Source organism: Rhizobium sp. HT1-10 (assembly GCF_049472505.1).
Classification (GTDB): domain Bacteria; phylum Pseudomonadota; class Alphaproteobacteria; order Rhizobiales; family Rhizobiaceae; genus Rhizobium.
The window spans coordinates 301,404-315,102 of sequence record NZ_JBCEBQ010000007.1; the positions used below are offsets into that span (position 1 = coordinate 301,404).

Sequence of the window (13,699 nt, forward strand, 5' to 3'; positions counted from 1 at the left end):
GCGCCGGTTTGTGTTTGCGCAAGGCGCTGCGGTCCTGAGCAGGGCCTAGAAGGGATAATGCTGCGCGGGATCTTCCAGCGTGATCCAGCGAAGGTCCGTGAACTCGGCGATGGCGGCCTTCCCGCCGAACCTGCCATAGCCACTTCCCTTCACTCCACCGAAAGGCATCTGCGCCTCGTCATGCAGCGTCGGTCCATTGATATGGCAGATGCCCGACTCGATACGCGCCGCCACCGACATGGCGCGTCGCACATCGCGGCTGAAAATCGCCGCCGACAAGCCGTATTCGGTGTCGTTGGCGACGCGGATGGCCTCTTCTTCGTCGGCAACCCGAATGATCGGCTTTACAGGGCCGAAGGATTCCTCGCTGTAGATCCGCATGGCCGGCGTCACATGGTCAAGCAGCGTCGCTTCGACCACGGTACCGGTGCGCTTGCCGCCGGCGACCAGCTTCGCGCCTTTCTCTTGCGCATCGGCAATCAGCCCCTCCATTTTCTTTGCGGCCTCGAGGCTGATCATTGAGCCGAGGACGACATGGCCGCGAGGGTCGCCTGTCGGAAGCCGAGCGGCACGCGCCGCAAGCCTGGCCACGAAGGCATCGGCGATGGCGTTATGGACGATGATCCGCTCCGTCGACATGCAGATCTGACCCTGATGCATGAAGGCGCCGAATATCGCGGCATTCACCGCGCCGTCGATGTCGGCATCCTCGAGCACCACCAACGGGGCCTTGCCCCCAAGTTCGAGCAAGGCCGGCTTCAGATGCTCGGCGGCAAGCCGGGCGACGATCTTGCCGACCCTGGTAGATCCGGTGAAGTTGACCCGCTTGACCGCGGGATGGGCGATCAGCGCGGCGACGATTTCCGCTGCATCCTCCGGCGCGTTGGTGATGACGTTTATGACGCCGGGCGGCAGGCCGGCCTCGGTCAGCGCCGAGCCGATCAGCCGATGCGTGCCTGGACACAGCTCCGAGGCCTTGAGAATGACGGTATTGCCGCAGGCGAGGGGAATGGCGATCGCACGGACGGCCAGGATCACCGGTGCGTTCCACGGCGCGATCGCCAGGCAAACGCCGGCCGCCTGGCGGACTGCCATGGCGAGCGTACCCGGTTTATCGGAGGGGACGACTTCGCCTGAAATCTGCGTCGTCATTGCCGCTGCCTCGCGCAGGATCTTGGCCGCAAACATCACGTTGAAGCCAGCCCAGGCAGCGGTGCTACCGGTTTCCGCTATCATCAGCCTGGTGAACTCTTCGACGCCGGAGTCGATGATGTCGGCGGCTTTGGCCAATATCTGCCGCCGATAGGTCGGGCCTGTCTTCGACCAGGCCGGGAAGGCGGTTGCGGCGGCCTCGATGGCATCAGTGACGTCCTCAAGCCCCGCAGCCGGCGCGCGGCTTGCGAGTTTGTCGGTGAAGGGATCGAGGCGGTCATAAGTGCGGCCGCTGGCTGCGGGACGATCCGCGCCATTGATGAGAAGTGAAATGGTCAAGTCGGTCCTCCGTATAGAGATAACACAAGGGTCGAGGCTATCGGCGTTCGACGTGTAGACCACCGCAGTATCGTCCTCCTCACGCCGTTGCTCGACGAGCGCATCTCCCCGCGCTCGGCTGCTTTCGACATCGGCGATCGCGACATGTTGAAACTCAACCCCGACAATTATTAAGGCGCCGAGACGGGCAACCGTCAAGGCCATCCGCTGCGATGAGGGAGCTCACGGTTCCGGTGAGGTTGCCGAGCAGCACAGATTGTCGCCCCGCTGGCGATATGGTCATTCGGTCGGCAATTGCTTTCGACAAAAGCCTCGATCCGCTGCAGATCGCGCTCGCCCATCGCTGCCAACCCCATCTGCAATCTCCCACACATCGATCAGACTTGGGGACTGCGACATTCCAACTTTGCACAAAAAGGACACTTCAACTTTGCGGTGCTGCCCCCGCTAAAGACCTTTGGAGCGTAAGATGGGTTATGGAACTATCGCCACAATTCCGAAGCCTGCCCGATAGTAAACATCCCTTGGTTTTGCTGCATTAAATTGTCGCGTCGAAGTCATATTGAAATGAAATATTAAGAGGCGCTTGAATAACTGCGCTCGATGGAGTTCGATGCTCGGGAACCGGGCGGAGAAATTGGCATTTAAACACAGGGGATTTGGATGTTGCCTTTCGTGCGCTCGGTGTTGTGCATTTTGCTACTGGCACTGGGAGTCTCTCCCGCATTTGCCGCGCAGGCTGGGCCGATCGCGGTCGGCTCCGGGATCAGGTATGAGCTTCTCGCCACCTGGGACGTCGACAAGCTCAACACGATCTTGAAAACCGACACGCCGGCCTTTGCCGGAATTACGGTTGCCTACACGCCCGCTCGCAATGCCGTGCGTCTCTATCGGATCACCTATAGTTCCGTGATCCCGGAAATGGGCAATAAACCGACCGTGACCTCGGGCCTGCTGGCGGTACCGGACACCGATGGCAAGTCGTTCCCCACCGTCTCTTACCAGCACGGCACCGTCTACGGCAGAGAGCAGGTGCCCTCCTTCGCGGACCAGTCGCCCGAGACACAGTTGATGATCGCGCAATTCGCAGGTCAGGGCTATCTGCTGATCGGCGCTGACTACTTCGGCCTTGGCATTTCCACCGAGCCTGAAGGCTACATGGTCAAGGGCAGCCATCAGCAGGCAACCTACGACTTGCTCATCGCCAGCCGTGCCGTGCTCGCTGACATGAAGCTTTCCAGCGACAAGCTTTTTCTGGCGGGTTGGTCGCAGGGCGGGTTCGTCACCATGGCGATGCTGGAAAAGCTGGAAGCGGCTGGCGTCAAGGTCGACGGCGCGGCCACGGCAAGCGCACCCCTCGACGTCTACGCATTGATGGAGGGTTTTCTTGTCTATCCTCGGAAATTCGATGCCGTCTGGCTCAACAGTATCGTGATCCTCTCCTCCTTCGCCTACGAGAACTACTACGGTGTCCCCGGCCTCGCGCACTCGCTGCTGACTGACGAATACTACGACATCGCCAAGAAAGCCTATGATCGCCAGCCTTTCACTGCCTCAGATATCACCACCGATCTGCACAAGCTCATTCGACCGGAATACTTCGATCCGCAATATTTCGCCAATTCCGCCTTCGGCAAACTGATTATGACGGCGCAGTCCTATCGCTGGGTGATCAAGTCGCCGGTCCGGAATTATTACGGCGAAACGGACGAGGCGATCACGACGGGCGTCGGCCGCATGGCCATGACCTACGCCCAGTCGATGGGATCGGGAAACACCAATGTCGAAGCCGTTTCGACAGGCCCAACCACCCATCGCGGCACGTTTGCGACTGCCGTTCCGCAGTGGAAGATCTGGTTTGACGGCAAGTAATACCATTCTTGCCTTGACGCGCGGCAAACGAGATTGACAACAATCGAACTTGCTCGCCAGGTTACACGGACGCCGGGTCAAGTGATGCGGCGTCCTTTGTTCATCGGGGACCTGGTTCACGAGCGCCGCCGCTTCGGCCCGCCTGGCCAAACGGTCGCGGGTGCATTTTCGTCGACTGCAGGAAGGCCTAGCATCCATGGATATCATCGCGCTGATTGCGAGCCCGCAAACCTGTCACGATAGTTTGAGAGCGGCGCTTGCTGCAGCCGAGGTCGATCGTGACGCGGCCATCACGGCTCTGCACGTCGGGTTCGATCCGACAAAAATTGCTCTTAGCGCTGAGGAAATCGACGTCCAGGAGTTGCGGTTGAAGGACGAGGGGACAGCCGAGCAGCCTGGCGAAACCAGAGCCATCTTCGACAACTGGACGAAAAGCCTCGGCGACCGGGGAAAAGCTGTCGCCTGGCGGGAGGTTGAGGGCGATAGCGTGGGGACGCTGGTCCGCAACGCAGGCCTCATAACCATTTCGCGGCCGCAGTCGATGGAGGCACGCGATGCCCTGCATGCAGCGGTCTTCGACCACCAGCGGCTGGTGCTTTTCGTACCGCCGCTCCCGCAAAGCGCTCCGATTGTCATCGGCGCGTCCATCGCCATCGCCTGGAACGACGATGCGCAGGTCCGACACTGCCTTGCGAAGGCCGAACCGTGGCTTCGAGCGGCAGGCATGGTGCATGTCCTCTCACCGTCAGAGGAGTATTTTGACAGCGCTATCGCGCTCCTCGCCGAAAGCGGTGTGACGCCCGTTACCCATGTGATCGAGAGCCATCAGGATGATCTCGGCACCCAACTTCTTGAAAAGGTACATCGGTTGGGCGCCGATTGCCTGCTGATGGGCGCCTATCGCCATGGGGAATTTCTGCAGACCATCTTCGGTGGCGTGACCAGGACCGTGATGGACAAGACCGACCTGCCGATCTTTTTCTGCCACTGATTGTCTACAGCGTCCGTCGCGGGATTTCTCGGCGCACCACCCTCGATGGCCGCGCACACGCATTTCCCATTGTCTGATGGTATCGATAACTTTAGTGTCGGTGTCCTTACGTCGAGCAACCTTGGCGTTCAGGCACTGAATTAGGCATGGACATAAAGTGAAGAGACCGGACAGCAGCAGGTCCAATCGTGCCTCGCCGCGCGACATCCAGAAGCTGACAATGGCCGAGGTCGCCAAATCCGTCGGCGTCTCGGCAATGACGGTGTCGCGCGCCTTTCGCCAGGATGCGAGCGTTTCCGAAGAAACCCGCAAGCGCATCATGGAGGCGGTCGACGCGCTCGGCTACGTACTCGATCAATCGGCGGGCAGCCTGTCGTCCCGGCGCACCGGCTTCATCGCGGCGCTGGTGCCCTCCATCAACAACTCGAACTTTTCAGACACCGCGCGCGGCATCACCGATGCGCTGGAAAATACCGGGCTGCAGCTGCTTCTGGGCTACACCGACTATTCCGCCGAAAAGGAGGAGAAGCTGATCGAGTCGATGCTGCGGCGTAGGCCTGAGGGCATCATCCTCACGGGCGGATCGCATACGCCACGGGCACGCCGCATGCTTGAAAATGCCAATATCCCGGTTGTCGAGACATGGGAAATTCCCGAGAAGCCGATCGATCACGTCGTTGGTTTTTCGAACGGCGAAGCCATGTCGCTGCTGGTTCGCGCCCTTGCGGAGAAAGGTTACCGTAAGTTTGGCTATATAGGCGGCACGACGGCGCGCGACACGCGCGGCAGCCAGCGGCGGAGCGGCTTCCTGAAGACGGTCGAGGAGCTCGGTCTCGGCCCCGGTCGCGCGATTTCCTTCGGCGTTCCGCCGATCACCATGCAGCAGGGCGCGCAGGCGATCGTCAGCCTGCTGGAAAGCTGGCCGGATACGGAGGTGGTCCTGTGCGTGTCCGATCTTTCGGCCTTCGGAGCACTGATGGAATGCCAGCGCCGCGGCATGCGGGTGCCGGAAGACATCGCGATCGCCGGCTTCGGCGATTATGAAATCTCCTCGATCTGCCACCCGCGCATTACGACCATCAATGCCGACTGCTACGGGATCGGCAGCCAGGCCGCCGCCCGCCTGCTGGAAGCAATCCAGGGCGGAGAACGGCGCGGCGATGAGATCACCCTCACCAGCTACAAGGTCGTGATGCGCGAAAGCGCCTGATCCGAACGGACTGTTCAGAAGGCAATCTGAATTTTCATGGCCTTGCTGCGGTCGTTCGCTGCCTCGAAAGCCGCGACGGCATCGCCAATCGGATAGACGGCCGTCAGCAGCGGCTTAAGGTCGGCCCGTCGGTTGTTGATGAGGTCTACGGCCAAGCCGAACTCCTCGTGGAACCGGAATGTGCCCCTGATCTCGATCTCCTTGGCAACGATCATGTTCTGGGGCAGCGAGACATCACCACCGAGGCCGAGCTGGACCAGCACGCCGCGTGGTGCGAGCACCTCCAGTCCCGCCCTCATTGCCCGCTCGTTGCCCGACGCCTCGAACATCACGTCGAAATAGCCCTTGTTCGCGCCGTAGGCCGACAGCGCCTCGGGATTGGTGGCGACATTGATCGTCCGATCGGCACCGATGCCCTGTGCGAGCGTGAGAACGTGATCCATCACGTCGGTCACGACGATCTCCCTGGCGCCGTGCAGGCGGGCGGCAATGATCGCAAGCGCGCCGATCGGGCCGCAGCCGGTCACCAGGACCCTCTTGCCCAGCATGGAGCCGGCGCGATTGACCGCGTGCAGCGTCACCGCGAAGGGTTCGGCAAAGGCGGCTTCCTCGATGGAGACACCGTCGCCGACCTTGTGGCATTGCCAGCTTTCCGCCACCAACTGCTGGCGAAAACCGCCCTGGATATGGGGCATGGGCATGGCGCTGCCGTAGAATTGCATGTGCAGGCACTGGTTCTGCTGCCCCTTCAGGCAATAGTGGCAATGATTGCAGGGTCGGCTTGGCGATACGGCGACGCGCTCGCCGATGGAGAGGCCTTCGACCCCCTCGCCCACGGCGCTGATCGTGCCTGCGATTTCGTGCCCGAGGATCATCGGTTCGCGCAGGTGCACGGTGCCGAAGCCGCCATGATTATAGTAATGGAGGTCCGAACCGCAGATGCCGCCGGCCTGGATGGCGATTTCTACCTGCCCTGGCCCTGGAGGCAGGGCCTCTCGCTCCTCGATACGAAGATCCTTGGCGGCGTGAATGACCAGTGCTTTCATCGGTCTTGACCTCAGATGACGGGTGTCGGGAGGGGGGCGCCGGAGAAATGTGCCGCAAGGTTCTCGCGTACGAGCTTGCCCATCGCCCGGCGCGTCTCGACTGTTCCCGAGCCATGATGGGGGTGCAATACGACATTGTCGAGGCTCAAGAAGCGGGCATCAATGTCGGGTTCGTTCCAGAACACGTCGAGGCCGGCCGCCTGGATCATTCGACCCTCGAGAGCTGCAATCAAAGCCGGCTCGTCCACGGTCGAGCCGCGCGAAACGTTCACCAGGATACCCCGCGGTCCGAGCGCCTTCAGGACATCAGCGTCGATGATGTTGCGGGTCGCCTCCCCGCCGGGAACGATCACCACCAGGAAGTCGGCCCAGGCCGCCAAGGCGAGAAGGTCGGGCTGGAAAGCAAAGCCGACTTCCTCCCGCTTGTGGCGGGCGAAATAACCTATTTCGCAGCCAAACGCTGCAGCCCGCTGGCCGATAGCCTGGCCGATCCGCCCCATTCCGACGAGGCCCACCTTTTTCCCGGAAACGCGGGTAACCAGAGGCATCGCCCGCTTGCTCCAGGTGCCCGCGCGTACGAACACATCTCCCTGCGCGATCTGCCTGGCCGCAGCCAGAAGCAGGCCTATGGCAATATCGGCGACGTCGTCGGTCAGAACATCGGGCGTATTGGTGACGCGAATGCCACGGCTGCGAGCGTGGGAAAGATCGATGGCATCGGTGCCCACGCCGTAGCAGGAAACGATCTCGAGATTGGGCAATGCCGTCATCAGCTCGGCCGAGGCGCCGAGATCGCCTTTGGTGGCGATGGCCCGGATGTCCCTGCCAACAGCGTTCAGCAGAGCTTGTCGGTCAGCCGCATCCCACAACCGATGGACGACGTAGTCCCTTTCCAGCTCCTCCATGTCCCAGTCAGGATAGGCGCCGGTCATCAGGATATCCGGTTTCGGCATGTCCTCTCCTCCACTTTGCCGGTTGATTATGTTATCGATAACATATAATTCGGTGTTGATGTCAAGTGGTGTTTCACCCCGTGCGGATGCTACTGTCCGGCGTTGCTGACAGAGCGTTGAGGAGGCCAGATGCGGGACTTATTCGATTTAACGGGTCATCGTGCGCTGATTACCGGCTCGAGCCAGGGCATTGGTTTTGCCCTTGCGGAAGGGCTGGCAAGCTATGGCGCGGACGTGGTTGTCAACGGGCGGAGGCAGGATGCTGTCGCGGATGCGGTCGACACCCTGAGAGGCAAGGGCTTCAAGGCCTATCCCGCCGTCTTCGATGTCACCCAGAAAGATGCCGCCGACCAGGGTGTGGCCGCGATCGAGGAGCGTCTGGGCGCGATCGATATCCTTATCAACAATGCCGGCATGCAATTCCGTTCGCCTCTGGAGGATTTTCCGGCGGACAAATGGGAGTTGATGCTGGCCACCAATATCTCCAGCGTGTTCTACGTCGGACAGGCGGTTGCCCAGGGAATGATCTCCAGGCGTCGCGGAAAGATCATCAATATCGCTTCCGTCCAGAGCGAACTGGCGCGTCCGGGCATTGCGCCCTACACGGCCACCAAGGGGGCGGTTCGCAATCTGACCCGCGGCATGTGCGCGGATTGGGCGAAGCACGGATTGCAGATCAATGCCATCGCGCCTGGCTACTTCAAAACGCCGCTCAACCAGGCTCTTGTCGACAATCCCGAATTTACCGCTTGGCTGGAAAAGCGGACGCCGGCAGGGCGCTGGGGCGATGTGCAGGAGCTGATCGGCGCGGCGGTTTTTCTTTCCAGCAAAGGCTCTTCCTTTATCAACGGCCACACGCTTTATGTGGATGGTGGCATCACCACATGCCTCTAGGGCGGCATCTGGGGCGATGCGATAGCGGCCGATGAACTCGGCCTCTGTGGTTGATGCTGCGGTCCGGGATGCGGGAGGAGGAAGCATGCGAGAGGGAGAAAAGGCCAGGATCGCCGTCATTGGCGCCGGCATCATGGGCACGGCTATCGCCACCCGCCTGATCGAGACGGGGCACGAGATTGCGGTTTTCGATCTCGACAAGGAAAAGGTCGCCCTGCTCGCGGCGAAGGGCGCAACCCCTGCCCGATCCGTCGAGGATGCGGCAGCGGTGGCCGAGTTCTGCATTCTCAGCCTCAATCATGCGGATATCGTCCGATCCGTCGTTTTCGGTGCAGGCGGCGTGGCTGCGGCGGCATCGCCGGAGAAGCTGCTCATCGACATGTCCTCCATCGATCCCACCGAAACGACCTCGATGGCGAGCCGGCTCAGGCTTGAAACCGGCATGGGCTGGATGGACTGCCCGCTCTCGGGTGGTGTACCCGGCGCGCTTTCGGGAAGCCTGACGATCATGGCCGGCGGCGGCGAGGCGGACTTCGAACGGGCCCGTGTCGTCATGCAGCATCTGGCTGCCAATTACACGCTGATGGGCGGCACGGGCGCCGGCCAGACCACGAAGCTGATCAATCAGCTTTTTTGCGCGGTGCTTTTCCAGGCCGTGGCTGAATCCGTCAAGCTGGCGGAGGCAGGCGGCGTCGATCCCGCCATGCTGCCGGCCGCTCTTGCCGGAGGCCGGGCAGACAATCGAATATTGCAAGAGTTCACGGCAAAGTTTGCAGCTCGCGACTTTTCGCCGACCGGCCGTATCGACAACATGCTGAAGGATCTCGACTCGCTGCAAGCCTTCGCGTTGAAGACCAGGACACCCCTTCCGATGACAAGTGCCGTCACAGAAATCCACCGGCTGCTCTGCGTCGCCGGTCTCGGCCCCCGGGATTCGGCCGAGATGATGCGCCTTCTCGATGGCTCGCTCGCAGGCTAGCGGTTCAAACCATCATCCGCCCTCAGCCTCGTCGCAGATTTTTGCTTGACCGCCGTCTAATGTTATCGATAACATGAATTTCATGAACGGTGGCTTTGGGAGGAGCATCGGTGGAAGCGAGACAACTGCTTGAGTTTCAGGCCATCACCAAGACGTTCGGCGGCACCCGGGCGCTGAGCGATGTCTCTTTCGATTTGCGGGAAGGTGAGATCCTGGCGCTGCTGGGCGAAAACGGCGCCGGCAAGTCGACTCTGATCAAGACCCTTGCCGGTATCTACAAGCCTGATATCGGTGACATCCTGTTCCGAGGCGAGAGCTACCATCATCGCCCCTCCAGGCCCAATGAACGCCAGCCGGTCGCCTTCATCCATCAGGATCTCGGGCTGATCGAATGGATGACGGTCGGCGAAAATATGGGCTTGGCGCAGGGCTTTTCGATGCGTAGCGGCATGATCGACTGGAAGCGCACCCAGGTGCGGGCCGAGGACGCGTTGAAGCTCGTCGGTTGCCACTTCGATCCGACGACCAGGGTGTCATCGCTCAGCCGCACGGAAAAATCGCTGGTCGCCATCGCCCGGGCTCTTGCCGTGGAAGCGGACGTCCTGGTTCTGGACGAACCGACGGCCAGCCTTCCTGCCGATGAAGTCGACCGGTTGTTCGACGCGATCCGGCCGCTGAAGGCACGCGGCGTGGGGATGATCTACGTCTCGCACCGGTTGGATGAAATATTCCGGATTGCCGACCGTGTCGCTGTGCTGCGCGACGGCAAGATGGTCGGGCAAAAGGCCGTTGCCGACACCAGTCCCGATGAACTTGTGACGATGATCATCGGTCGCAGCAACCTCGACCTCTTTGCCAAGAAGCCGACGGCTCCGGGCAAGCCGATCACTGAGGTCCGCGATCTGGTCTGTGCCGGTACCAGCCCGGTCTCCTTCGACATACGCCAGGGCGAATTGCTGGGCCTCGTCGGCCTGCGCGGCGCTGGCCAGGAAACGGTGGGACGGGCACTCTTCGGCTGCGAGGCTTTTTCCGGGAGTGTGTTGCTGCATGATGCCGAACCCGATCTGTCGAGCCCGCGTGCCGCCATGGCTTCGGGCATCGGCCTGATGGCCCGGGACCGGACGGAAGAGTCCGTTGCGATGTCGCTTTCGGTGCGTGAAAACACCTATCTCAATCCGGGTGCCGTCGGGCGCGGCCTGCTGTCGTTTCTCTCGCCGCGACGGGAGGCCGATCTTGCGCTCGCCATCGGCCGTTCCGTCGGCCTGCGACCGAACGACCCTGACCTGCCGGTCGAGGCCCTCTCGGGTGGAAATCAGCAGAAGGTCGTCGTCGGCCGCTGGCTTGCGACGGGCCGCAAGCTGCTCGTCTGCGAGGACCCGACGGCCGGCGTCGACGTCGGCGCCCGCGCGGAAATCTATCGCCTGATCACACAGGCGCTCGACGCCGGTCTGGGGGTGATTGTCGTCTCCACCGACTTTGAGGAAATCGCCCATATCTGCCATCGGGCACTGGTGTTCTCGCGCGGAAGGATCGTCAGCGAACTCACCGGCGATGCTTTGACCACGGAGGCAGTCATCACCGCGGCCTCCGCGTCCGAAGCGGCATGAAAATCGAGGAACAAAGCCATGCAATCCATTGAATCGACAGCGCTGGAGCCGACAAAGGGCGAAATGGCGGGCTTGTCGACCGCACAGAAAATCGGCCGGTTGATCCCTGTCTATGGCTTGGTGATCCTGACAATCGGGCTCATCCTGCTGTTTTCGGTTCTGCTGCCGACAACCTTTCCCACGCTTCTCAACGTCCGCTCCATCGTTTCGGACAAGGCGATCATCGCGCTGCTTTCGCTTGCCGCGATGATCCCGATGGCGTCCGGCCGCATTGATCTGACCGTCGGCTACGGCATCGTGCTCTGGCATATCCTCGCCATCAGCCTGCAGACCGCCTACGGCCTCCCCTGGCCCGTTGCCGTCCTGATCGTTCTGGCGCTGGGCACCCTCACCGGCTTCCTGAACGGTCTGCTGGTCGAGGTCGCCAAGATCGACAGCTTCATAGCAACACTCGGCACAGGGACCGTCCTCTATGCGCTCGCCCTTTGGCACACCGGAGGCCGCCAGGTTGTCGGTGTTCTGCCGCAGGGCTTCTATGCCCTGAACGGGACGATGTTGTTCGGCCTGCCGATCACCGGTTTCTATGTGCTGGGTATCGCCATCGCCATGTGGGTTGTGCTCGAATATCTGCCGGTCGGGCGCTACCTCTACGCCATCGGCGCCAATCCGAAAGCGGCGGCTTTGAACGGCATTCCGGTGCGCAAATTTGTCATCGGCGCCTTCGTGACGTCGGGCCTTCTGGCCGCCCTTACCGGCGTGCTGCTAGCTTCCAAGCTTCGCATCGGCCAGGCGAGCGTCGGGCTTGAATATCTCCTGCCGGCGCTGGTCGGCGCCTTCCTCGGTTCGACGACGATCAAGCCCGGCCGCGTCAATGTCTGGGGAACGCTGATCGGCGTGATCATTCTTGCGGTCGGCATATCCGGTATTCAGCAATTCGGCGGTTCGTTCTTCATCGAGCCGCTCTTCAATGGGGTCACCCTGCTCATTGCCATCGGCATAGCCGGATACGCCCAGCGCAAGCGCGGTGCCGTGAGGAGGATCACGCCCGCGTCCAAGTGAACTGCGCCGGCTCTGGTCCGGCTCTCGAAACCAATGGAGGAGTGAACATGAATCGCAGAACGATGTTGCAGGTGACCGTCGCGGCCCTCGCCCTGATGACCAGCCTGCCCGCCTTCGCCGACCCCATGGCCGATGCCAAGGCGGTTGTCGACAAATATGCGTCGAAGGTCACCGGCTGGGACGGCCCGACGACCGGGCCGAAGGGAGCGGCCGGCAAGAACATTGTCATTCTGGCCGGGGATATGAAGAACGGCGGCATTCTCGGCGTCGTCACCGGCGTCCAGGAAGCGGCCGGTGCGCTCGGCTGGAAGGTCACCGCGCTCGATGGCGCCGGCTCGATCGGCGGCCGCACCGCGGCCTTCGGCCAAGCCATGGCTTTGAAGCCCGACGGCATCATCATCGATGGCTTCGACGCGGTCGAACAGAAGCCGGCCATGGAGCAGGCAAAGGCGGCCGGCATTCCGATGGTGTCCTGGCATGCGGCATCGAATGTCGGCCCCGTGCCTGATGTCGGCGTCTTCGCCAATGTCACCACCGATGCCATGGAAGTTTCCAAGGCAGCGGCCGACTGGGCCTTCGTCGATGCCGGCGGCAAGCCGGGCGTGGTGATCTTCACCGACAGCACCTACGCGATCGCCATCGCCAAGGCCGACCGCATGAAGAAGGAGATCGAGTCCCTCGGCGGCACGGTGCTCGAATATGTCGATACGCCGATTGCCGAGACGTCGCAGCGCATGCCGCAGCTCACAACCTCGCTGCTGCAGAAGTACGGAGAGAAGTGGACGCACTCCCTGGCGATCAACGATCTCTACTTCGACTTCATGGGTCCGTCGCTCGCATCGGCTGGCATTGCCGGTGACGGCAAGCCCGTCAATGTCGCGGCGGGTGATGGCTCCGAGAGCGCCTATCAGCGCATTCGCGCCAAGCAATACCAGGCTGTTACCGTCGCTGAGCCGCTCAATCTGCAGGGCTGGCAGCTTGTCGACGAGCTGAACCGCGCCTTCGCCGGTGTCGCATGGTCCGGCTATGTCTCGCCGCTGCATGTGGTCACATCAGCCAATGTCGAATTCGACGGCGGCCCGAAGAACAGCTTCGATCCCGACAACGGTTACCGCGATCACTACAAGTCCATCTGGGGCAAGTAAGATCAATGCCCCGGGCGCGAGCAGCCGCCCGGGGCTTCCCTCCCCCCTGCACCCGTTCCCCTTCATCCATTGGAAACACCGATGATTGTCCGCTATGCTTTGTTCGAAGGAGAAATCCATGCCGGCAGGGAGGCCGAGTTCCGCGCCTTCGTGAAGGAGCGGCTGGTGCCGCTTTGGACGCGGTTTCCAGGTGCCGAAGAGGTCCGGGTCCTGGACGGTCTGGATCGTGACGAAGGTGCGCCGCCCTATGCGATGGCACTTGCCATTCGCTACGCCGACATGGAGACAGTGGATGCCGCCTTGCAGTCCGATGTGCGTTATGAAAGTCGGGAGGTGAGCGGCGAACTTCTCAAGATGTTTACCGGCCGGGTGCACCATCACCTGTTTACCGCCAACGATTACACCCCAGCGGCCATCTGAGCCGGCCTGGGTGCCAGACGAATGATAGGATG

General features: G+C 61.7%; 12 protein-coding genes. 9 read left to right on the plus strand and 3 right to left on the minus strand.

The genetic code is table 11. The annotated features are described in order from the left end of the window. Positions 1-45 precede the first annotated feature (45 nt). On the minus strand, positions 46-1,491 hold the full coding sequence (locus VH564_RS18610; RefSeq protein WP_423341343.1) for an aldehyde dehydrogenase: 1,446 nt from the start codon (positions 1,489-1,491) through the stop codon (positions 46-48). A gap of 663 nt (positions 1,492-2,154) precedes the next feature. Here VH564_RS18610 and VH564_RS18615 point away from each other — a divergent pair. From VH564_RS18615 to VH564_RS18625, 3 genes are all read left to right on the plus strand, one after another. Next, positions 2,155-3,363 (plus strand): alpha/beta hydrolase family protein, encoded by a 1,209-nt coding sequence (locus tag VH564_RS18615; protein WP_423341344.1) that lies wholly within the window; start codon positions 2,155-2,157, stop codon positions 3,361-3,363. A gap of 196 nt (positions 3,364-3,559) precedes the next feature. Further along, complete coding sequence (locus VH564_RS18620; protein ID WP_423341345.1) at positions 3,560-4,354, plus strand: universal stress protein; 795 nt, start codon at positions 3,560-3,562, stop codon at positions 4,352-4,354. Positions 4,355-4,574: 220 nt separating this feature from the next. Beyond that, a complete protein-coding gene (locus tag VH564_RS18625) occupies positions 4,575-5,564 on the plus strand; it encodes a LacI family DNA-binding transcriptional regulator (RefSeq protein WP_423341379.1) in 990 nt (329 codons plus the stop codon). 14 nt (positions 5,565-5,578) lie between these two features. Here the strand turns inward: VH564_RS18625 and VH564_RS18630 are convergent, their stop codons facing one another. Together VH564_RS18630 and VH564_RS18635 are read right to left on the minus strand one after the other, a co-directional pair. Then, positions 5,579-6,610 (minus strand): L-idonate 5-dehydrogenase, encoded by a 1,032-nt coding sequence (locus tag VH564_RS18630; RefSeq protein ID WP_423341346.1) that lies wholly within the window; start codon positions 6,608-6,610, stop codon positions 5,579-5,581. 11 nt (positions 6,611-6,621) lie between these two features. Beyond that, entirely contained in the window at positions 6,622-7,563 is a 942-nt protein-coding gene (locus tag VH564_RS18635; protein ID WP_423341347.1) for a 2-hydroxyacid dehydrogenase, read from the minus strand. Between the two features lie 129 nt (positions 7,564-7,692). On the opposite strand from VH564_RS18635, the gene VH564_RS18640 reads away from it, so the two are divergent. From VH564_RS18640 to VH564_RS18665, 6 genes are all read left to right on the plus strand, one after another. Continuing rightward, positions 7,693-8,457: an SDR family oxidoreductase gene (locus VH564_RS18640; protein ID WP_423341348.1), complete on the plus strand. Its 765-nt coding sequence runs from the start codon at positions 7,693-7,695 to the stop codon at positions 8,455-8,457. 85 nt (positions 8,458-8,542) lie between these two features. Further along, positions 8,543-9,436, plus strand: coding sequence for an NAD(P)-dependent oxidoreductase (locus VH564_RS18645; protein ID WP_423341349.1), 894 nt, complete (start codon positions 8,543-8,545; stop codon positions 9,434-9,436). Between the two features lie 110 nt (positions 9,437-9,546). Then, entirely contained in the window at positions 9,547-11,043 is a 1,497-nt protein-coding gene (locus VH564_RS18650; RefSeq protein ID WP_423341350.1) for a sugar ABC transporter ATP-binding protein, read from the plus strand. A gap of 18 nt (positions 11,044-11,061) precedes the next feature. Continuing rightward, on the plus strand, positions 11,062-12,102 hold the full coding sequence (locus VH564_RS18655) for an ABC transporter permease (RefSeq protein WP_423341351.1): 1,041 nt from the start codon (positions 11,062-11,064) through the stop codon (positions 12,100-12,102). Between the two features lie 47 nt (positions 12,103-12,149). Then, positions 12,150-13,247 carry a substrate-binding domain-containing protein gene (locus VH564_RS18660; protein ID WP_423341352.1) on the plus strand — a complete coding sequence of 366 codons (1,098 nt, stop codon included), beginning with the start codon at positions 12,150-12,152 and terminating at the stop codon, positions 13,245-13,247. 81 nt (positions 13,248-13,328) lie between these two features. After that, complete coding sequence (locus VH564_RS18665; protein ID WP_423341353.1) at positions 13,329-13,667, plus strand: hypothetical protein; 339 nt, start codon at positions 13,329-13,331, stop codon at positions 13,665-13,667. Positions 13,668-13,699: the final 32 nt, after the last annotated feature.